The organism is Paenibacillus sp. DMB20 (assembly GCF_000987955.1).
Classification (GTDB): Bacteria; Bacillota; Bacilli; order Paenibacillales; family Paenibacillaceae; genus Paenibacillus_AQ.
This window is the reverse complement of record NZ_LAZU01000046.1, coordinates 1-22090: the sequence shown is the minus strand read 5'-3', so window position 1 is coordinate 22090 and position 22090 is coordinate 1. Positions and strand designations below refer to the sequence as shown.

The window sequence follows — 22090 nt, the reverse complement described above, 5'->3', positions numbered from 1 at the left end:
ATCCTTCCATAATGCAGGCGGGGCTGCTCGAGGGTTTATGACCTTTGGGCGGCCCCTTATATTTCCCGCAGAAACGCTAGCGTCCATGAGGACACCGAAGTCGTTTCTACTTGTTTTGTAGATCATTGGTAGGGAGGTTATAATAAGGGGACAGAGGAAGGGGAGGGCTATGAAAGCATTGGTATTGGCGGAAAAGCCGTCCGTGGCAAGAGAAATTGCCAGGGTGATGGGAAGCCGCGAAAAGCATAAAAAATTATTTTGAAGGACCGAAGTACGTGGTCACATGGGCGCTTGGACATCTGGTAGGACTCGCCGAGCCCGAGGATTACGATCATAAATACCAGACATGGGCGCTGGAGGATCTGCCGATTCTGCCGGAGCGGATGAAGCTGAAAGTGCTTCGCGAAACAAGCCACCAGTTTAAAACGGTCCAGCATCTTGCCAAGCGGCAGGATATCGGCGAGATGATTATCGCGACGGACGCGGCCCGGGAGGGCGAACTGCTGGCCCGGTGGATTTTGGCGATGGCGAAGTGGAACAAGCCGTTTAAACGGCTGTGGATTTCCTCCCAGACGGATAAGGCGATCCGTGAAGGGTTTGCGGCATTAAAGCCAGGCAGCCAGTTCGACCGGCTGTACGAATCCGCGCGATGCCGGGCGGAGGCCGACTGGATGGTCGGATTGAACGTAACGCGCGCGCTCACCTGCAAGTTTAATGCGCAGCTGTCGGCCGGACGCGTGCAAACGCCGACCCTCGGCCTGATTATGGACCGGGAGAGGGAAATCACCCAGTTCCGTTCGCAAGAATATGACACGGTCAGCGTCGATCTCGGAAACTTCGAAGCCTCGTGGCGCGCGGCGGGAGGGGATGGGCGCATCTTTGACCGCAAGCAGTCGGAGGAGCTGAAGAAGAAGCTTGAAGGACGCACGGGGCGGATTGCAAGCGTGAAGAAAAGCGAGAAAGCCGAACCGCATCCGCTGGCTTACGATTTGACCGAGTTGCAGCGGGATGCCAACCGGCGTTTCGGATTTTCCGCCAAGCAGACGTCCAGCGTGCTGCAGCGCCTGTACGAGCAGCATAAGCTGGTGACGTATCCGCGGACGGACAGCCGCTATCTGACGTCGGACATGGTATCCACGCTGAAGGAACGGCTTGCGAGCGTCGCCGTCGGGCCTTATGCGGCCCTGGCCCGCCCGCTGCTGCGAAAGAATCTTTCGCCTGGCAAACGGGTCGTGGACGACAGCAAGGTAACGGATCATCACGCCATCATTCCGACAGAAGAAACCGTTCTGCTGAACAAGCTGAGCACCGAGGAGCGGAAACTGTACGATCTGATCGTCCGGCGTTTTTATCAGTCTGTTCTATCCTCCGGCGAAATACGATGCCGTATCCGTCACCGTGGAGATCGAGGGCCAAAGCTTCTACGCCAAAGGAACGACGGTAAAGGACAGCGGCTGGCGCGAGGTTTACGGCGGCGATTACGAGGATGACGGGGACGATGAGGCCGCGGATGACCGCTCCGAAGAACATTCGGGCAAGCTGCTGCCGGCTCTGTCGGAAGGAGAAAAGGTCACCGTCCGCCGCTGTATCGTGAAGCCGGGACGCACGCAGCCGCCGAAACGGTATACGGAAGCTGCGCTGCTGACGCAGATGGAGAAGTTCGGACTCGGCACGCCGGCCACCCGTGCGGACATCATCGAGAAGCTGGTCAGCTCGGATACGATCGAGCGGCAGGGCTCCTCGCTCCATCCGACAGGCAAAGGGAAACAGCTGATCGAGCTCGTTGCGCCCGCGCTCAGAACGCCGGAGCTGACCGCCCGCTGGGAGGCGGAGCTGGAACGGATCGCGAAGGGGCAAGGCAAGCCTGACCCGTTTATCCGCGGAATCCGCGACATGACCAAGGAATTGGTCGCGGGAGTCAAAGGGAGTTCAGCCGAATACAAGCCGCATAACGTATCGAACAGCCATTGTCCGGACTGCGGAACCAGGCTGCTGGAGAAGAAAACGAAACGCGGCAAGCTTTTGGTCTGCCCGAGCGAGGACTGCGGTTATAAGCGCTCCGGGGAGAAGCGTCTCTCCAACCGCCGCTGCCCGCAGTGCCACAAGAAAATGGAGCTGAAGGAAGGCAAAGCCGGCATGTTTGTCCAATGTCTCGGCTGCGGCATCACCGAAACCCTGAACAAGGACAGCAAGCATATCAACAAACGAGAAGAACGGAAGCTCGTTCAGCAGTATGGGAAACAGGAATCGATTGGCTCGAACCTGGGAGAGCTGCTGAAGGCTGCGCTGGAGCAAAAGGGCAAAGACTGATCCTTACTGCCGGAGCCAAGGCGCTAACGGGTAAAGAGGACGGGAGAAGAGGCATCCTATAGAACCCGAGGGTACGCGCAAGCATAACCTACCGCGGAATGGTTCATTCTACGGACAGGAGGTGAGACGCCATGCCGTACCATAAACCGAGGAAAGCGGAAAACCAGCAGAACAAATCGAGCATTTTGGAGGAGAGCAAGACGCTTAAACCCCGAAAAGCCGATGATTATGTTCCGAGTCTGAACGAAATTCCGAAGCAGGAATCTTAAGTTTCATATAAGCCAAGTATAATCTTCATCTATACTTGGCTTATATTTCTAGAGAAAGAACCTCATCCTGCTCACGGCACCGCCTAGCTGCTGCATGTATCGCATTGTGTTCATGCATTGGTAGTTTTATAATGAAGATAGGAATGAAAGACGCCAGCCGAAAGATGGATCCTTGATCGGTCGGCCGGGAATGGAGGTGCGGACCCGATTGTGAGAACCGCCCTGGGAATTTGGTTTGTTTTTATCAACGCCGTAGCCTATCTGGTCATGTCCGAGGACAAGCGCAGGGCCCAGTTAGGCAGGGACCGGATACCGGAGAGAACGCTGTTTTTGCTTGCTGCGGTCGGCGGTGCTCTGGGCGTATGGGCGGCGATGTACCGCAAGAGGCATAAAACAAGGCATCTGTCGTTTACGGTCGGCGTGCCGCTGCTGTTGTTTTTGAACGCGGTATTGTACGGCTATCTTTGGAAGTGAGCTCTCATTACATATCTCTTAATCCAAAAAGTGAGGGGCTCGTTTCACCTCGCCGCGCGGAAGTTTAATGATGTAATGTTCGTCTTAATACACGGAGAAAGAGGTGGCCTTTATGCTTTTCAACAAAATTTTGCTTGCCTATGACGGATCCAAAGCTTCGATCAAAGCGCTCGGCCGTGCGGTTGAGCTGGTCAAAGTAACCCCGGGAGCGACGCTCGACATTGTTCATGCCTTTGAGTTCCCGCGTTTTTTTCGTAGGCGAGGGGCTTGCGCCGATTCCGGCTTCCGTGAACAAGGAAATTTACGATCTGGCCGAGCAGACGACGGCGGAGCTGAGGGAAAGAATGGATAATGCAGGGGTGAGCGGCAACGTTGAGATGATCCAGGGGGCTCCGGCGGAAGTCATACTGGAGTATGCCAAGCAGAATGGCGTGGATCTAATCGTGATCGGCAGCCGCGGCCTGGGCGGCATCCGCGAATTCGTTCTCGGGAGCGTCAGCCACAATGTGGTGCAGCATGCCAAGATTCCGGTACTTGTCGTAAAATAAAATGAACGTGAAAGGAATGCTTGAGGAGTGCCTGGAGCATTCCTTTTTTTTTAAAATATAAAAAGATACAAGACTTTAAATATATACTGGTTTAAATTTTGGCATAAGCGCCGCTTATACCGCAGATAAAGAAAAAAACGAACGTTATTTTTTACTTATATTAGAATGTTCGTGTTTAGGTTGACATCGGGTGTCAGGGATTGTTAAACTGGTCATGTAAAGGTTAAATCGTCACATGAAAGCTAAATTAACGAAATTAAATATTTCTCGTATAAAGCCGGGAATACGGCCCGGAAGTCTCTACCCGAAAACCGTAAATTTTCGGACTACGAGGGAATACGGCGGACCGGCAGAATGCAGGAGCGGCTTCAGGCAGGCTCTTTAAAGGCGAGTGCGTGGAGTTTCACCTGTCTTTATGTTGAATGACATAAGGAGGCGGTGCGGTATTCCCCCAAGGTCCGGTACCCTCGGTAACAGCAGAAGGGAATCGGACCTTTTTTGAAAGGAAACAAAGTATAACAATCGTTAAGAAAGCGGGTGTATTCATGGCGGTGCAAGTAGCGGTCATTATGGGCAGCCAATCGGATTGGGAGACGATGTCCCACGCGTGCCAAATGCTGGATGAGCTGGGAATCTCGTATGAGAAAAAGGTCGTCTCCGCCCACCGGACGCCGGATCTGATGTTCAGATATGCCGAGGAGGCGGAGGGGCGCGGGCTTCGCGTCATCATAGCCGGAGCGGGAGGAGCCGCCCATCTTCCGGGAATGGTCGCCGCCAAAACGGTGCTTCCCGTTATCGGGGTTCCGGTGCAGTCGAAGGCTTTAAACGGACTGGACTCGCTGCTCTCCATCGTTCAGATGCCCGGCGGCGTTCCGGTAGCGACGGTCGCGATCGGACGGGCAGGCGCTGTGAACGCGGGGTTGCTGGCGGCGCAAATTCTGGGCGCAAGCGATCCGGCGCTCCGCGCCAAGGTACAGGAACGGCGGGACCGGACGCGCGACGAGGTGCTGAAAGGCAGTGACGACCTATGACGGAGAGGCTCCAGACGGAAGAGTTAAAAGGCAAAACGCTTCCTCCAGGATCCGTTATCGGCGTGCTTGGAGGCGGGCAGTTGGGCCGGATGATGGCATTGGACGGCGTGCGGATGGGTTACAGGTTCGTCACGCTGGATCCGGCTCCGGATTCGCCGTTGGGGCAGATCGCCCCGCAAATTACCGCGGCTTACGATGATCCGGAGGCCGCGAAGGAGCTGGCCTCCCGCGCGGACGTGATCACCTACGAGTTCGAAAATGTGGATGCCGGAGTCGCCGCCCTGCTGGAGGAACGCTCCTACGTTCCGCAGGGAAGCCGGCTGCTTTACACGACGCAGCACCGCCTCCGGGAGAAAGCGGCCATTGAAGCGGCAGGCGTCCCGGTTGCTCCGTACCGTAAGATCGCAAGCCTTGCGGATCTTCGGGAAGCGGCCGCGGAGCTGAAGCTCCCGTGCGTGCTGAAGACCGTTACCGGCGGGTATGACGGCAAAGGGCAGGCTGTCCTTCGCCGGGAGGAACAGCTTGAGGCAGCTTATGCCGAACTATCTTCCAACGGCGTCGAACTGGTGCTGGAGAAGTTCATCGCGTTCAGCAGTGAAATTTCGGTGATTGCCGCCCGTACGCCGTCCGGCGAGGTCAAGAGTTTCCCGCCGGCCGAGAACGTGCACGTCAACAATATTTTGCACTTGTCGATCGTCCCGGCCCGCATCCCGGCCGAGGTTCAGCGCAGAGCGTGCAGGCTTGCCGAAAAGGTTGCTGAAGGCCTGGGAGCGGTGGGGCTTCTCGCCGTCGAAATGTTCCTGACGGAAGCCGGCGAGCTTTACGTCAACGAGGTGGCACCAAGACCCCATAATTCGGGACATTATACGATGGAAGCCTGCTCGACCTCCCAATTCGAACAGCATATCCGGGCGGTATGCAACCTCCCGCTCTCGGACACTGCGCTGCTGTCGCCGGTGGTGATGGTCAACATTTTGGGGCAGCATCTGGATGAGGCCGTCCGGCGCGCGGCGGAAAGAGATCCGCTTGCGGAATCCCTCGGCATTGTGCCGAAGCTTCATTTATATGGCAAAAGCGTCAGCAAGCCAGGCCGCAAGATGGGCCATATCAATCTCCTGTGCGGTGACGTTGAGGACGCTTTGGAATGGGTAGAGCAAACTAATATTTGGAGGCCGTAATCTATGATCGAACGATACAGCAGACCGGAAATGCGGGCCATATGGACCGAGGAAAACAAATTCAAGGCATGGCTTGAGGTCGAGCTTTGCGCTTGCGAAGCCTGGGCCGAGCTCGGCGTGATTCCGAAGGAAGACACCGCCATGCTCCGCAAAAATGCTTCCTTCAATATCGACCGGATTTACGAGATCGAGCAGGAGACGCGCCACGACGTGATCGCTTTCACCCGGGCGGTATCGGAAAGCCTGGGAGCGGAACGCAAATGGGTCCACTACGGGCTCACGTCCACCGATGTGGTGGATACGGCGAACGGATACCTGCTCAAGCAGGCGAACGAAATTTTGGAACAGGATCTGCTCCGTTTTATCGGCATTCTGCGCGAAAAGGCGATGGCTTACAAACATACGCCAATGATGGGCCGCACGCACGGCGTGCACGCGGAGCCGACGACCTTCGGACTGAAAATGGCGCTGTGGCACGAAGAGATGGTCCGCAATCTGGAGCGTTTCCGCCATGCGGCGGACGGCGTTCAGTTCGGCAAAATCTCCGGCGCCGTCGGCACTTACGCGAACATCGACCCGTTCGTGGAAGAATTCGTATGCCGGAAGCTCGGCACCAAGCCCGCTCCGATTTCGACGCAAACGCTGCAGCGGGACCGTCATGCCGAGTATATGGCTACGCTTGCGCTGATCGCCACTTCGCTGGACAAGTTTGCGACCGAGGTGCGCGCGCTTCAGAAGAGCGAGGTCCGCGAAGTGGAAGAGGCTTTTGCCAAAGGCCAGAAGGGCTCCTCGGCGATGCCGCATAAACGGAACCCGATCGGGTCCGAGAACATCTCCGGTCTGGCCCGCGTCATTCGCGGCCACATGCTTTCCGCTTACGAAAACGTGCCGCTGTGGCATGAGCGGGATATTTCCCACTCCTCCGTGGAACGGATCATTTTGCCGGATGCGACCATGCTGCTGAATTACATGCTGAACCGTTTCGGCAATATCGTCAAAAATCTGACCGTGTTCCCGGAAAACATGAAACGCAACATGGCCCGTACCTACGGGGTTCCGTTCTCCGGCCGCGTGATGACCAAGCTGATCGACAAAGGATTCAGCCGCGAGCAGGCTTACGATACCGTACAGCCGAGAGCGATGCAGGCATGGGAGGAGCAGCGCCAGTTCCGCGAAATCGTGGAGGCGACGCCCGAAATCACGGAGGTGCTCACCCCGGAAGAGATCGAGGATGCGTTTAACCCAAGCTGGCACCTGAAGCATGTGGATACGATTTTTGAGAAGCTTGGCCTTAAGTAAAGGCCGCGTTTCTGAGAGCCTTCCAAGGTATAGATAAAGGCCGCCCGCGGGCGGCCCCCTAAAGGGAGTGAAAATGATGGAACAACGCGCGCTTTCCACGGCAGTCGATCTGATCGATGCGCCGCTGTTGTATAAAGGCAAGGTCCGCGAGCTCTACGATTACGGGGAAAATCTGCTGATTGTCGTCACCGACCGCATATCGGCTTTCGATTATGTGCTGGACCCGCCGGTTCCGGCAAAGGGAACGGTGCTGAACAAGCTCAGCGCCTACTGGTTTGAGCTGACGAAACATCTGATCGACAACCATGTCGTGCACACCGATGTGGAGGCGTTAGGAGCCGCCGCAAAGGACAAGGAAGCCCTTGACGGCCGGATCATGGTCGCCCGCAAGGCGGAACGCATCGATATCGAGTGCGTCGTGCGCGGTTATATTACGGGCGGGGGATGGAGACAGTACCAGGCGACAGGCGAGGTTAACGGAATTCGGCTGCCGGAAGGCATGCGTAAAAACGAAGCCTTTCCCGAGCCGATCTTTACGCCGGCTGCCAAGAACGACGTCGGCCATGATGAGGACATCTCCATGGAGCGCATGAAGGAGCTGGTAGGCGAAAAGCTTGCTCTGGAACTGCAGGAGAAGAGCTTGAAGCTGTACCGTTTTGCGCGCGATTACTGCGCGGAGCGGGGAATCATTTTGGCGGACTGCAAGTTTGAGTTCGGTCTGCTTGACGGCAAGGTGATCCTGATCGACGAGATTTTCACGCCGGATTCCTCGCGGTTCTGGGATCAAAAGAAATACGCCCTGGACATTGAAATCGACAGCATGGACAAAGAGCCGGTCCGCACGTACCTGGCGGGAACGGACTGGGACAAGAACAGCAAACCCGAGCCGCTTCCGGACCATGTCGTTGAAGAAACAACCCGCAGATATACCGATATTTACAGCCGGATTACGGTGCCGACCAGCACGGCCGGGAAGTAAACAAGCCATTATTCATATACGATACCGAGGAGGAACAGGGAACGATGTTGAAAGCAAAAGTCTATGTCACCATCAAGCAAAGCGTATTGGATCCGCAGGGGGTAGCGGTGCAGGGGGCGCTCCATTCCATGGGCTTCCGTGAAGTGGAAAGCCTGCGCATCGGCAAGTATATGGAAATTGAGCTCGACACGGATGACCGCCAAGCAGCGGAGCAAAACCTGAAGACGATGTGCGAAAAACTGCTCGCCAACACGGTAGTGGAAGATTACCGTTATGAATTGGAGGGCTGAACATGAGATTCGCGGTGCTCGTCTTCCCTGGTTCCAACTGTGATATTGACTGTTATAAAGCGATTGAGCAAACGGTCGGCCAGCCGGTCGACTACGTATGGCATACGGAAACAGATCTGTCGGCTTACGACGCCATCCTTGTTCCCGGAGGATTCTCTTATGGGGATTATCTCCGGTGCGGTGCGATTTCCCGGTTCGCCCCGGTCATGAACGAAGTCGCGAAAGCGGCGGAAGAGGGGAAATTCATTCTCGGCATTTGCAACGGATTTCAAATTTTGACGGAAGCGGGCCTTTTGCCGGGTGCGCTCCGCCGGAACGAATCGATGAAATTCCGGTGTCACGATACCGTCCTGAACGTCGTCAACAATGAAACGCCGTTTACCCGCGACTATGCGTTAGGACAGGAAATCGTCATACCAATTGCGCACGGCGAAGGCAATTACTACTGTGATGAAGCTACGCTTCAGCAGCTTCGGGACAATCGGCAAATCGTATTTACCTATAAGGATAATCCGAACGGATCGGTCGCGAATATCGCGGGCATATGCAACGAGCGCGGCAACGTGCTCGGCATGATGCCTCATCCGGAACGGGCGGTCAGCAGCCTGCTCGGTTCGGAAGACGGAAAGGCAATGTTTACATCCATCATTCAGACCTGGAGGGATCGTCATGGCGCAGCAGCAAGTGTCCGCTAAAGAACCAACGGCAGAACAAATTGCGGAATACCGGATTTATGAGCAGATGGGCGTATCGGACAGCGAATACGAGCTGATCTGTTTGTTCATGGGCCGCAAGCCCAACTATACGGAAATCGGCGTATTCAGCGTCATGTGGTCCGAGCACTGCGCGTACAAGAACTCGAAGCCGCTGCTCCGCCGTTTTCCGACAAGCGGCCCGCGCGTCTTGATGGGGCCCGGCGAAGGCGCCGGTATCGTGGATATCGGAGACAACCAAGCGGTCGTATTCAAAATCGAAAGCCATAACCACCCTTCCGCCGTCGAGCCTTATCAAGGCGCGGCTACGGGCGTGGGCGGCATTATCCGCGACATTTTCTCGATGGGCGCAAGACCGGTAGCGCTTCTGAACTCCCTGCGTTTCGGGAAACTGGAAAGCGACCGCGTAAAATATTTGTTCGAGCATGTCGTATCCGGCATCGCCGGTTACGGCAACTGCATCGGCATTCCTACGGTCGGCGGCGAGGTCGTGTTTGAAGAAAGCTATGACGGCAACCCGCTTGTTAACGCGATGTGCGTAGGTATCATCGACCATGACAAAATCCAGCGCGGCGTCGCCAAAGGCGTCGGCAACCCGGTATTTTACGTCGGTCCGCCGACGGGCCGGGACGGCATTCACGGCGCCACGTTTGCGTCGGTGGAGTTGACGGAGGAGTCGGAAGCGAAGCGGACGGCCGTGCAGGTCGGCGATCCGTTTATGGAAAAACTCGTGATGGAATCCTGCCTGGAGCTGATTAACTCCGGCATCGTGCTCGGCATTCAGGATATGGGCGCAGCCGGTCTTACCTGCTCCAGCGCCGAGATGGCGAGCAAGGCCGGCAACGGGCTGGAGCTGTACCTTGATCAGGTGCCGCAGCGCGAAGAAGGCATGACGCCATACGAAATGATGCTGTCCGAGTCCCAGGAACGAATGCTGTTCGTGGTGGAGCCTCAACATGAAGAACAGGCGCGCGAAATATTCGACCGCTGGGGCGTCATCTGCGCGAAGGTCGGCAAAGTAACCGACGACGGCCGTCTCAAGCTGATCCATCATGGCGAAGTGGTCGGCGACATGCCGGTTAAAGCGCTTGTGGACGAGTGTCCGGTGTATCATAAGCCTTCCTCCGTTCCCGCTTATTACGAGGAGCAGGCTTCCATCGATACCGCGCGTTACGAAGAAGTGAAAGACCTGGGCGGCGCGCTCAAGAAGATTCTCGGCTCGCCGAGCCTTGCGAGCAAGGCCTGGGTTTACAATCAGTATGACTATATGGTTCGCACAAGCACGGCGGTCCGTCCGGGTTCGGACGCTGCAGTCGTTACGGTTGACGGGACTCGCAAGGCGCTTGCGATGACGACGGACTGCAACGGGCGTTTCGTCTACCTCGACCCGGAAACGGGCGGGAAAATCGCGGTCAGCGAGGCGGCGCGAAATATTGTCTGCTCCGGCGCCGAGCCGCTTGCGATTACGGATAACCTGAACTTCGGAAGCCCCGAGAAGCCGGAAATCTTCTGGCAGATGGAGCGTTCGGTGGACGGCATGGCGGAAGCCTGCCGCGAACTGGGAACCCCGGTCATCGGCGGCAACGTCAGCCTGTATAACGAAAATGCCAAAGGGGCCATTTACCCGACGCCGGTCGTCGGCATGGTCGGCCTCATTCACGATACCGATCATATTACGACCCAGGGCTTCAAGTCCGAGGGAGACATCGTTTATTTGCTCGGCGAAACCTATGCCGAGCTCGGGGGAAGCGAATTCCAGGCCGCGATCCATGGCGTTTCGGAAGGCAGACCGCCTTCATTGGATCTTGGCAAGGAGAAAAAAACTCCTGAACGGCGTGCTGACGGCGATCCAGTCCGGATTCGTGCGTTCCGCGCATGACGTCTCCGAAGGCGGGCTTGCCGCGGCATTGGCCGAAAGCTGCATCAGCGGAGGCGTGGGCGCCGCGATCACGCTGAACAGCGATCTGAGAAACGATATCGCGCTCTTCAGCGAAAGCCAGTCCCGGATCGTTCTTTCCGTATCCCCGGGCAAACAATCCGATCTGGAACAGCTGTTGAAGGAAGCTCGCGTACCGTTCGCGGCAATCGGGCGTGTCGGCGGACAAGATCTAAGCATTGCCATTAACGGTGCCTCCGCGGTACGGGAATCGGTGGAGGTCTTGAAATCCGTCTGGGAGGATGCCATTCCATGCCGCATGAAATAATACCGGAAGGACTATGGACTGGCGACTACTATAACGAAGGAACGGGAAAAAGCGATATCTTCGACAAGCTCAAGGAGGAGTGCGGGGTGTTCGGCGTGTTCGGGCATCCGGATGCCGCTTCCCTTTCCTATTACGGACTTCATGCCCTGCAGCACCGCGGGGAAGAAAGCGCGGGAATCTGCGTGGCGGACGGACGCGAATTCCGTTACCACCGCGGCATGGGCCTGGTCAAGGAAGTGTTCGACAAAGAGCGCCTGGAATCGCTTAAGGGCGGCATGTCCATCGGCCATGTCCGTTATTCCACCAGCGGCGATAGTCGGATCACCAACGCGCAGCCGCTTGTCTTCAAATACCGCGAAGGCAATCTTGCGATTGCGACGAACGGGAACATCGTCAATGAGCCGAAGCTGCGGCACGAGCTGGAAAACGCGGGCTCGATCTTTCAAACGACGAGCGATACGGAAGTCATTGCCCACTTGATCGCCCGTTCGCCGAAGGATTTCGTCGAGGCGGCCAAGGATGCCTTGCGGCGCCTTGTCGGCGGCTTTGCTTTCCTGCTTATGACCAATGACAAGCTGCTGGTCGCTTCCGATCCGAACGGCTTGCGGCCGATCACGATGGGACGTCTTGGAGATGCTTACATCTTCACCTCCGAGACTTGCGCCTTGGAGGTGATCGGGGCGGAGGCCGTGCGCGACATTGCGCCTGGCGAGCTGCTTGTCTTGGACGCGAACGGCCTTCATGTAGACCGCTATACGGAACCGGCGCGAAAAGCGCTGTGCGCGATGGAGTATATTTACTTTTCCCGTCCGGACAGCGATCTGAACGGGTCGAATTTGCACTCGGCCCGGAAGCGCATGGGCAGCCGGATGGCGCTCGAATCGTTCGTGGATGCCGATGTGGTTACCGGCGTTCCCGACTCCAGCATTTCGGCGGCCATCGGTTATGCCGAGCAGACGGGGATTCCGTACGAGCTCGGGTTAATCAAGAACAAGTATACCGGCCGAACCTTTATCCAGCCGAGCCAGGAGCTGCGCGAGCAGGGCGTGAAGATGAAACTGAGCGCCGTTCGCCGCGTGGTTGAAGGCAAACGCGTCGTGATGATCGATGATTCGATCGTGCGCGGGACGACGTCGCGACGGATCGTGAATCTGCTGCGGGATGCGGGCGCATCCGAGGTGCATGTCCGCATCACCTCGCCGCCGTTCAAGAATCCGTGCTTTTACGGCATCGATACGCCGGATCGCCGTGAGCTTATCGCTTCCGCGAAGAGCATCGAGGAAATACGACAAGAGATCAATGCGGACTCGCTGTCGTTTCTGAGCACGGAAGGGCTGATTGCCGCCATCGGCGGGTGCGACGAGAACAGCCCGAAAGGCGGTTTGTGCCTTGCGTGCTTTGACAACGACTATCCGACGCAGATCGATTTTGACGGCGAGGAGAAGATGGGCTGCAGCTGTTAATTGTATTTCCGGAGCCCGGCTCGAACGCTTGGTTCAGGCGCAGGGCTCCCGGAAATATCATCAGGGACTGAGGATCGGCCCCAGAATATTTTTCTTCATACGTTGAGTCATTAAGCACATGGAGATTTCGGCTTTCCCCTGGCTCAAAAGTTATTTGCATTACTTGTTAATGCCTTGAATCATCCAATCTTTCCTTCAAAAGGAGTGTTAAGCGCGTGTCTGATACTTATAAAAAACGCCGGTGTGGATATTGCGGCAGGCAATGAAGCCGTCGAGCGGATGAAAAAGCACGTCAAAACAACGTTCAGGCCTGAAGTGATGACGGACCTTGGCGGTTTTGGAGCTCTGTTCCAGCTGAATAAGAATCAATATGAAGAGCCGGTTCTCGTCTCGGGTACCGACGGCGTCGGCACGAAGCTGAAGCTCGCATTTGCGATGGACCGTCATGACACCATCGGAATCGACGCGGTGGCGATGTGCGTGAACGACGTGGTGGTGCAGGGTGCGGAGCCGCTCTTTTTTTCTGGACTATTTGGCCTGCGACAAGGTTATTCCGTCCAAAATCGAGTCCATCGTCAAAGGAATCGCCGACGGCTGCAGACAAGCCGGATGTTCCCTGATCGGCGGCGAAACGGCAGAAATGCCGGGGATGTACGCCGAGGGCGAATATGATATTGCCGGCTTTACCGTAGGCATTGTCGACAAAAGCAAGATGATCAACGGTTCCGCCATTTCTGCGGGCGATACCGTCATCGGCCTGGCTTCCAGCGGCGTGCACAGCAACGGCTTCTCGCTCGTTCGGAAACTCCTGCTTGAGCAATCCGGTTATGAGTTGGACCAGGAGATTCCGGAGCTTGGCGGACGGTTGGGGGATGTTCTGCTGACACCGACGAAGATTTATGTCAAACCGCTGCTGTCCCTTCTAAAAGAAATCGACGTCAAAGGCATGGCGCACATCACCGGCGGCGGATTTATCGAAAATATTCCGCGCATGCTGCCGGATGGCGTCAATGTCGACATCGAATACGGCTCCTGGCCGATTTTGCCGGTGTTTAAGCTGATGCAGGAAAAGGGCGGCATCTCCAACAAAGACATGTTCACGACATTCAACATGGGGATCGGCATGGTTGTCATCGTGGCGGAGAAGGATGCCGGATCGGCATTGGAGCTTCTGCGTGCCGCGGGAGAAGAGCCATATGTTATCGGACGCGTGACCGAAGGCGAACGCAAGGTAAGCTTTACGGGGGCTGAAGTATAATGAGCGGCTACCGGATTGCCGTGTTTGCTTCCGGTACGGGAAGCAATTTTCAAGCGCTTGTGGAGACGCAGCGGAGCGGGAAACTCGGCGGGGAAATCACGCTTCTCGTATGTGATAAGCCGCATGCACCGGTTGTGGAGCGGGCCCGGAACGCGGGAATCGACAGCTTTGTATTCCAGCCGAAAGATTATGCCTCACGGGAGGATTACGAGCGGGAGATTGCGGAGGAGCTCGAACGGCGCGGGGTAGACCTGATCGTTCTGGCAGGCTATATGCGTCTGTTGACCTCCGTGCTGGTCGAACCCTACCACGGCCGGATGATCAATATCCACCCGTCGCTGCTGCCGTCGTTTGCCGGAAAAAAACGCGATAGGACAAGCGCTTGATTACGGGGTGAAACTGACAGGGGTTACGGTTCATTTTGTCGACGGAGGCATGGACACAGGTCCGGTCATCGCGCAGCGCGCGGTGGATATTCTGCCGGGAGACGACGAAAACTCCCTGACGGCGAGGATTCATGCCGTCGAACAGCAGCTGTATCCCGAGGTCGTATCCTGGTTTGCGCAGTACCGGGTCCGACTGGATGGACGCAACGTGACAATTGCTGCACCGTAAACCCGAAAAGCGGACAAGGTGCACATCAGTCGTCGACACGTTCGATATTTCTCGGGAAATATTTCAGAGGCCGCCTAAAATTCAACTATTGATCTATGCAGTGAATCAGGAAGCGTAATCGGCGTCGAATCTTACATTCGGCCAAAGCATGAATATAGCGTTTGGTGAACTTTCCAATTTGACAGGGAGGAATAAACGTGGGTATCAAAAGAGCGCTGGTCAGCGTTTCAGATAAAACAGGAATCGTGGAGTTTTGCCGTGAATTGGCTTCTTTGGGCGTTGAGATTATATCGACAGGCGGAACGAAAAGCCTTTTGGCAAAAGAGGGAGTGCCCGTCATCGGCATTTCGGATGTAACGGGTTTTCCGGAAATCCTCGATGGCCGCGTAAAGACGCTTCACCCTGCAGTGCATAGCGGCCTGTTGGCTGTACGCGACAGCAGCGAGCATCAGCGTCAGATGCAGGAGTTGGGACTGGATTACATCGACCTCGTTGTCGTTAATTTGTATCCTTTCCAGGAGACGATCGCAAAGCCGAACGTCGAATATGAGGATGCCATCGAGAATATCGATATCGGCGGTCCGACCATGCTGCGTTCCGCGGCGAAGAACCACGCGTTTGTGAGCGTTGTCGTGGATTCGGCAGACTACGGCACCGTGCTGGAGGAGGTTCGGGCGAACGGCGACACGACGCTCGAAACGCGCAAGCGCCTGGCTGCCAAGGTATTCCGTCATACCGGAGCGTACGACACGCTGATTTCCGAGTATTTGTCGAACGTGACGGGCGATCCGCTTCCGGAGCGTTTCAGCGTAACCTACGAGAAAATCCAGGATCTGCGCTACGGCGAAAATCCGCATCAAAAAGCGGCATTCTACAAAAAACCGTTGGCACCGGCGGGGACGCTGACAACCGCGGAGCAGCTGCACGGCAAGGAGCTGTCCTACAATAATATCAATGACGCGAATGCGGCGCTGCAGATCGTGAAGGAATTCGACGAACCGGCCGTCGTGGCGGTCAAGCATATGAATCCTTGCGGCGTCGGCGTCGGCAGCAATGTGTTGGAGGCATACCAGAAGGCCTATGCCGCAGATCCGACCTCCATTTTCGGCGGTATCGTGGCAGCCAACCGGATCATCGACGCGCCGACGGCGGAACTGCTGAAGGAGATTTTCCTGGAGATCATTCTTGCACCCGACTTTACGCCCGAAGCCCTGGAGCTGTTGACGAAGAAGAAGAACATCCGCCTGCTCAAAATGGGCGAATTCGGCTCCGCGAAGGAACGCATAGCGACGCTGCAGGTAACGTCCATCGAAGGCGGCATGATCGTTCAGGAGAGCGACGTGCATTCCCTGGATCCGGCAGACCTGAAGGTAGTTACCGACCGCCAGCCAACAGAAGCGGAATTGAAGCAGCTCTTATTCGGCTGGAAAGTCGTGAAACACGTGAAATCCAATGCGATCGTATTGGCGGCGGATGATATGACGGTCGGCGTCGGCGCCGGCCAGATGAACCGCGTCGGCTCGGCACGGATTGCCATCGAACAGGCGAGCGAAAAGGCAAAAGGCTCCGTTTTGGCCTCCGATGCATTTTTCCCGATGGGAGATACGCTGGAGCTTGCGGCTAAGGCGGGGATTACGGCCGTGATCCAGCCTGGCGGATCCGTTAGGGATGAAGAGTCCATCAAAGTGGCGAACGAGCACGGCATTGCTATGGTCTTCACGGGCGTAAGACACTTCAAACATTAATAGGCTTTAACGAGGAATCGTATATCCGGGGGCGGCGGCTTGGAAGCGCCAGTTATCGTACCCCGGGCGGTTCCTTTGCTATATAGGCATAAATCGATTCGATTGCAGCGAATATGAATCTTTTTAAGTGGAGGGAAAGCATGGATATATTAGTCATCGGAGGCGGCGGACGGGAGCATGCCATCGTATGGGCACTCTCGAAAAGCCCGAAAGCGGGTAAAATCTACTGTGCGCCGGGCAACGCCGGGATTGCCCAATTGGCCGAGTGCGTGCCTGTTGCCGTGGGCGAATTTGAGAAGCTCAAATCGTTTGCTCTGGAAAAAGAGGTTGGACTGGTTGTGGTGGGACCGGATGACCCTCTGGCGGACGGGATTGTGGATGTTTTTGAAGAAGCGGGGATTCCCGTATTCGGACCGCGCAAGAACGCGGCGGAGATCGAAGGCAGCAAAACCTTTATGAAGGATCTTCTGCGCAAATACAACATCCCGACGGCGGCTTATGAAAAGTTCGATGACTTTGATCAGGCGCTGGCCTACTTGCGCAGCCGACAAGCTCCGATCGTTATCAAAGCAGACGGGCTGGCTGCCGGGAAAGGCGTAACCGTAGCCCGCACATTGGAGGAAGCCGAGCAGGCGCTGCGCGACATCATGGAGACCAAGGTGTTCGGCGAAGCCGGGAGCCGCGTCGTGATCGAGGAATTCCTCGAAGGCCAGGAGATGTCCATCCTGGCATTTGTGGACGGGGAGACGGTGAAGCCGATGTCGGCCGCCCAGGACCACAAGCCGGTATTTGACGGCGACCTGGGACCGAATACCGGCGGCATGGGTACCTATTCGCCGCTGCCTCACATTCCGGCCTCCGTGATCGAGGAAGCGGTGGAAAAGATCATCAAGCCGACGGCGAAGGCCATGGTGGCAGAGGGCCGGCCGTTCCGCGGCGTTCTGTTCGCGGGACTGATGATTACGCCGGACGGGAAGCCGAAGACGATCGAGTTTAATGCCCGCTTTGGCGATCCCGAGACTCAGGTGGTGCTGCCTCGTCTGAAGACCGACTTGTTGGAGGTGTTTCTGGCAGCCGTGAACGGAAACTTGGACGAGCTTGAGCTGGAGTGGAGCGAAGAAGCAGCCGTATGCGTCATTCTGGCATCAGGGGGGTATCCGGCTTCCTATCCGAAAGGACTTGCCATTGCCGGACTGGAGGCAGACGACGATTCATCCATCGTGTTTCACGCAGGAACGTCCAGAGGCAGCGGCGGTGAATGGCTGACCAACGGTGGACGGGTGCTTGGCGTGGTCGGCTTGGGAGCCGATATCGCAGCGGCCCGTGCCAAAGCGTATGAGCGCGCCGAACGGATATCTTTTGAAGGAAAACATTTCCGTACGGATATAGCGGCTAAGGCATTGTTATAAAAGGCAAGCCCTAAAACGCTTGATGTTGCATCGAAATAGGAGTAAACCTCAAAACTGTTTAAGAAGGTCCGCATGAATAGCGGACCTTCCGCTTTACTCTTGCACAAATTTGTGCAAACGTTTGTCTTCGGGACAACGCTTTCCGTCTTGGGATTTTCGATAATCAGGCGATAGGCAAGTACATTCGAATAAAAAAAACATGATATCTTGAGAAAAACAGCGGAATGCCGAGAAAAGATCAGCTAATGCTGACAGAATTCGCTTAAATACTGTGTGCAAACGTTTTTACAAAGACAAATGATTGGTGTATGATGTTTTCAGTGGATGAAGCGCTTTCCCAGCATGAATGTCCCGGAAAATCCCGCTGGCTCTACATAAAAAATAATGAGCTTGAAAATTTTCTGAAACCGTTTGCGCAGAATTCCAACATTTCTGTACATTACTGAGAGGGGTTAATCTTGCAATGAAGATGAAAAAGATACTAACACTCGCTACCGCTTTCACAATGGCATTGTCTATTTCTGCATGCGGAGCCAAAAACGCAGCTCCTGAATCGCCTGCACCGGCGGAAAATCAGCCGGCAGCGGAAACGCCGGCTCCTGAAGCAAATGCGCCCGAGCTTACGCCGGAAGAAGGGGCGAAGCTGGTCGTATGGGAAAGTAAGGATGAAAGAGCATATACCGATGCGGTGATTAAGGAATTCACCGAGAAATATGGCGTGGAAGTAACGCTCGAGGAAGTAAGCCCTACGGATCAAGCAGCCAAACTTGCTCAAGACGGCCCATCCGGTCTGGCTGCCGACGTTGTTATCTTCCCTCACGATAACCTGGGGAAAGTAGCCAGCACCAACATGGTTCTGCCGAACGACACATTCGAAGCCGAAACGAAGAATAACAATACGGAAGCCGCTATCCAAGGCGTATCCTACGACGGCGTATTGTACGGCTATCCACGTGCCGCTGAAACTTACCTGTTGTACTACAACAAGGATCTGATCAAGGAAGCTCCGAAAACTTTCGAAGAGGTCATCGAGTTCAGCAAAAAATTCACGGACAAATCCAAAAACAAATACGGCATTATGTGGGAAACAGGCAACCTGTACTTTAACTATCCGTTCATCGCCTCCAACGGCGGTTACATTTACGGCAAGGACGGTACGGACATCAACGATATCGGTTTGAACAGCGAAGGCGCTTTGAAAAGCTTGGAAGTGTATGCGAGCCTGAAAGAAGTCCTGCCTGTCAAATCGGGCGACATTACGCCGGATATCAAGCGCGGCCTCTTTACTTCCGGCGACTTGGCTATGGACATTAACGGTCCGTGGGAGCTTGGCGGATATAAAAAAGCGCTCGGCGACAAGCTGGGGGTAGCACCGATCCCGACGATCGGCGGACAGCCTGCGGTTTCCTTCTCCGGGATTAAAGCTTGGTACGTCAACTCGTACAGCAAATACCCTAACGCAGCCCGCATGTTTGCCCACTTCGCGACAACGAAAGAAAATCAGCTGAAGCTTACCGAGCTTGTCGGTTCGGTTCCAACGAACAAAGAAGCCCAGGAATCCGACCTGGTTAAGAACGATCCGAATGTATCGGCCTTTACCGAGCAGTTCAAGAACTCCAAGCCGATGCCTTCCATCCCTGAAATGGCCAACGTATGGGCGCCTGTCGGAGCAGCTTTTGCAGAGATTTGGGACAACAACAAAGACGCGAAAGCCGCAATGGATAACGCGGTGAAGCAGCTTCAAGAGCTTAATGCCGGCGGAGCCGCCAAGTAATCGGATCAGACATACAAAGAAAACAGACAGAAGAAAAATGATGTTCACCCGCCGTAGCCCGGCGGGTGATTCCTCGATTATACGGAGAGGAGAATGGATGGAGCATGCGTCAACATCGTACGACAGCAGCCGTATTATCGGCCATTTGCATGGGATTCGGCCAGCTTTACAACCGCCAGTGGATCAAAGGCGTCATCTTGAGTTTTTTGGGCATGGCAAGCTTGTACTTTTTTATCACTAATCTGGGGGATGCCCTGTGGGGGATTATCACTCTCGGCGAGAAGGGCAACCATTTCGAGAAAGTCAATGGATTAACGAAGCTGGTTGCGGGAGATCATTCCATTAACCTGCTGATTGAAGGACTCATTGTTTTAATTTTGCTTGCTTTGTATCTTATCGCTTATTATGCCAACATCAAAAAACGCATACAATACCGGAAAACAAAGGGATATGGGCGAGCAGCCCAATACATTCAAACAGACCCTTAACTATATTTTCGAAATCAAGTTTGCGCAGTCTTTCTTGACGCTTCCCGCTTTTGGCATTCTGTTCTTTACCATTATGCCGATCATATTCATGGTGATGCTGGCGTTTACGAATTACTCGGCTCCCAACAATCTGCCTCCGGCCAAGCTGGTAGACTGGGTCGGCTTTCAGACCTTTACCAGTCTCGTCGCTTTGAAATCGTGGAGCCATACGTTTTTCGGGGTATTGACCTGGACGATTATCTGGGCGGTTCTCGCTACCGTGACGACTTATTTCGGCGGCGTTCTGGTAGCGCTGCTGATTCAGCAAAAAGGCATCCGCTTCAAGGGAGTATGGCGGGTTATTCTCATTATTCCTTACGCCATTCCCCAGCTGATCTCGCTGCTCGTCATGCGGAACATGTTTAACGGACAGTTCGGTCCCATCAACCAGTATTTCAGGTATTTTGGACTGGAGGGACTGCCTTGGCTGACGGATCCGTTCTGGGCGAAAGTGACGGTTATCGTCGTTAACATGTGGGTAGGCATTCCGGTGTCCATGCTGCTCGTGATGAGCGTGCTGACAACGATTCCGAAGGATCTTTACGAAGCGGCCGACGTGGACGGCGCGAGCGGTTTCCAAAAATTCAAAATCATCACGCTGCCGATGATTTTGTTCTCTACGGCGCCGGTGCTCATTACACAGTTTGCGGGCAACATCAACAACTTTAACGCGATCTTCCTGCTGACGAACGGCAATCCGGTCGTCGGCGATTACCAGTATGCCGGCGCGACCGACCTGCTCGTCACCTGGCTGTACAAACTGACGCTTGACCAGCAGCGGTACAACATGGCGTCTGCGATCGGTATCATTATCTTCCTGATTATCGCTTCCTTCTCCATCTACAATTATCGCCGGACGAGATCATTTAAAGAGGAGGACATGATCCAATAATGGGAATCAAACTGAAGAACACCATACGCCTGACGTTAAGTTATATTTTGCTGGTCATCATTGCGATTTGCTGTATCTATCCCGCAGCCTGGGTTGTTCTTGCTTCCTTCCGGCCGGGCAAATCGCTGTACAGCAAGACGCTGATCCCGGAAACGTTTACGTTGGACCATTACCGCGAGCTGTTTACTTCCAAAACGTTCATGTTCGGAACCTGGTACATGAATACGCTGAAAATCGCCGTACTGTCCATGCTGATCGGTACGCTTCTCGTCCTGCTGACGAGTTATGCGGTATCGCGGTTCCGGTTTAAAGGCCGGAAAAACGCATTGTCGACGATTCTGGTTCTGGGAATGTTTCCGGGTTTCATGAGTATGATCGCCCTGTACATCCTCCTGAATTCCCTGGATCTGCTGAATACCCATATGGCGCTTGTCATCGTCTATGCGGCGGGGGCGCCGCTGGGAGGAACCCTGATCATGAAGGGCTTCCTCGATACGATTCCGCGAAGCCTGGACGAGGCGGCAAAGATCGACGGCGCGACGAACTTCGCGATTTTCCGCAAAATCATTCTTCCGCTTTCGAAGCCGATGATCACGTATATGGGGCTGACGCTGTTTGTCGGCCCTTGGGTAGACTTCATCTTCGCTCGGCTGGTTCTCAGGTCGAAGGAAAACTGGACCTTGGCCGTCGGTTTATGGGATTTGGTCAACTCCCAGCAGGACAGCAACTTCACCTTGTTCGCGGCTGCGTCGGTGCTCATCGCGCTGCCGATCACCATTCTGTTCGTCTTCCTGCAGCGGATGCTGGTCGACGGCATGACGGCGGGGGCAAGCAAAGGCTGATCGTTTAAACCTGAATGGCATGCATCAGAAATGCAGGCCATAATAAAAGCATGCAAAATTTGTTATAAGCCATCGGTGGAAGCCGGTGGCTTTTTTAAGATATAACAAAGTATAAACTTCAGAGGTTTGCCATCTTTATATCGCAAGAAAAACTTCCGCTAAAAGCGGTCTGTCTTCTGAGAAAGTACGTCGATAGACGTTTTTTCTTTTAGATATAACAAAGTATAAACTTCAGAGGTTTGCCATCCTTATATCGCAAGAAAAACTTCC

At 55.0% G+C, this 22090-nt stretch carries 13 protein-coding genes, 6 pseudogenes and 1 riboswitch; all 19 genes and pseudogenes read left to right on the top strand.

The window, feature by feature from the left end:
- Positions 1-169 precede the first annotated feature (169 nt).
- The 19 genes and pseudogenes from XI25_RS26130 to XI25_RS26045 all read left to right on the top strand — a co-directional run bounded on the left by XI25_RS26130 (position 170) and on the right by XI25_RS26045 (position 21820).
- Positions 170-2310, top strand: a pseudogene (locus XI25_RS26130) (DNA topoisomerase III).
- Positions 2311-2441: 131 nt separating this feature from the next.
- Complete coding sequence (locus XI25_RS33820) at positions 2442-2579, top strand: hypothetical protein (RefSeq protein WP_200901486.1); 138 nt, start codon at positions 2442-2444, stop codon at positions 2577-2579.
- 210 nt (positions 2580-2789) lie between these two features.
- Positions 2790-3053 carry a DUF1294 domain-containing protein gene (locus XI25_RS26125; RefSeq protein ID WP_046680918.1) on the top strand — a complete coding sequence of 88 codons (264 nt, stop codon included), beginning with the start codon at positions 2790-2792 and terminating at the stop codon, positions 3051-3053.
- 112 nt (positions 3054-3165) lie between these two features.
- Positions 3166-3601, top strand: a pseudogene (locus XI25_RS26120) (universal stress protein).
- Between the two features lie 247 nt (positions 3602-3848).
- A riboswitch (purine riboswitch) is annotated at positions 3849-3950 on the top strand.
- Positions 3951-4146: 196 nt separating this feature from the next.
- Positions 4147-4632 (top strand): 5-(carboxyamino)imidazole ribonucleotide mutase, encoded by a 486-nt coding sequence (purE, locus tag XI25_RS26115; RefSeq protein WP_046680917.1) that lies wholly within the window; start codon positions 4147-4149, stop codon positions 4630-4632.
- Entirely contained in the window at positions 4629-5810 is a 1182-nt protein-coding gene (purK, locus tag XI25_RS26110; protein WP_046680916.1) for a 5-(carboxyamino)imidazole ribonucleotide synthase, read from the top strand. Before purE ends, purK begins: the two co-directional genes overlap by 4 nt.
- Before the next feature lie 3 nt (positions 5811-5813).
- The gene (gene purB / locus XI25_RS26105) at positions 5814-7109 is read left to right on the top strand and encodes an adenylosuccinate lyase (RefSeq protein WP_046680915.1); all 1296 of its coding nucleotides are present in this window, start codon (positions 5814-5816) and stop codon (positions 7107-7109) included.
- Positions 7110-7185: 76 nt separating this feature from the next.
- Positions 7186-8088 carry a phosphoribosylaminoimidazolesuccinocarboxamide synthase gene (locus XI25_RS26100; protein WP_046680914.1) on the top strand — a complete coding sequence of 301 codons (903 nt, stop codon included), beginning with the start codon at positions 7186-7188 and terminating at the stop codon, positions 8086-8088.
- A 44-nt stretch (positions 8089-8132) separates the two neighbouring features.
- The gene (purS, locus tag XI25_RS26095; RefSeq protein ID WP_046680913.1) at positions 8133-8378 is read left to right on the top strand and encodes a phosphoribosylformylglycinamidine synthase subunit PurS; all 246 of its coding nucleotides are present in this window, start codon (positions 8133-8135) and stop codon (positions 8376-8378) included.
- Positions 8379-8380: 2 nt separating this feature from the next.
- The gene (gene purQ / locus XI25_RS26090; protein ID WP_046680912.1) at positions 8381-9073 is read left to right on the top strand and encodes a phosphoribosylformylglycinamidine synthase subunit PurQ; all 693 of its coding nucleotides are present in this window, start codon (positions 8381-8383) and stop codon (positions 9071-9073) included.
- Positions 9048-11295 (top strand): annotated as a pseudogene (gene purL, locus XI25_RS26085) (phosphoribosylformylglycinamidine synthase subunit PurL). The gene purQ and the pseudogene purL overlap by 26 nt, the downstream one beginning before the upstream one ends.
- Positions 11280-12758: an amidophosphoribosyltransferase gene (gene purF, locus XI25_RS26080; RefSeq protein ID WP_046680911.1), complete on the top strand. Its 1479-nt coding sequence runs from the start codon at positions 11280-11282 to the stop codon at positions 12756-12758. Before purL ends, purF begins: the two are co-directional and overlap by 16 nt.
- 215 nt (positions 12759-12973) lie before the next feature.
- Positions 12974-14016 (top strand): annotated as a pseudogene (gene purM / locus XI25_RS26075) (phosphoribosylformylglycinamidine cyclo-ligase).
- Positions 14016-14631 (top strand): annotated as a pseudogene (gene purN, locus XI25_RS26070) (phosphoribosylglycinamide formyltransferase). Before purM ends, purN begins: the two co-directional pseudogenes overlap by 1 nt.
- 197 nt (positions 14632-14828) lie before the next feature.
- Positions 14829-16376: a bifunctional phosphoribosylaminoimidazolecarboxamide formyltransferase/IMP cyclohydrolase gene (gene purH / locus XI25_RS26065; protein ID WP_046680910.1), complete on the top strand. Its 1548-nt coding sequence runs from the start codon at positions 14829-14831 to the stop codon at positions 16374-16376.
- 140 nt (positions 16377-16516) lie between these two features.
- Positions 16517-17785: a phosphoribosylamine--glycine ligase gene (gene purD, locus XI25_RS26060; protein WP_046680909.1), complete on the top strand. Its 1269-nt coding sequence runs from the start codon at positions 16517-16519 to the stop codon at positions 17783-17785.
- Between the two features lie 463 nt (positions 17786-18248).
- Positions 18249-19559 carry a sugar ABC transporter substrate-binding protein gene (locus XI25_RS26055; RefSeq protein WP_046680908.1) on the top strand — a complete coding sequence of 437 codons (1311 nt, stop codon included), beginning with the start codon at positions 18249-18251 and terminating at the stop codon, positions 19557-19559.
- Between the two features lie 104 nt (positions 19560-19663).
- Positions 19664-20978: pseudogene (locus XI25_RS26050) on the top strand (carbohydrate ABC transporter permease).
- Positions 20978-21820, top strand: coding sequence for a sugar ABC transporter permease (locus XI25_RS26045; protein WP_046680907.1), 843 nt, complete (start codon positions 20978-20980; stop codon positions 21818-21820). Before XI25_RS26050 ends, XI25_RS26045 begins: the two are co-directional and overlap by 1 nt.
- Positions 21821-22090 lie beyond the last annotated feature (270 nt).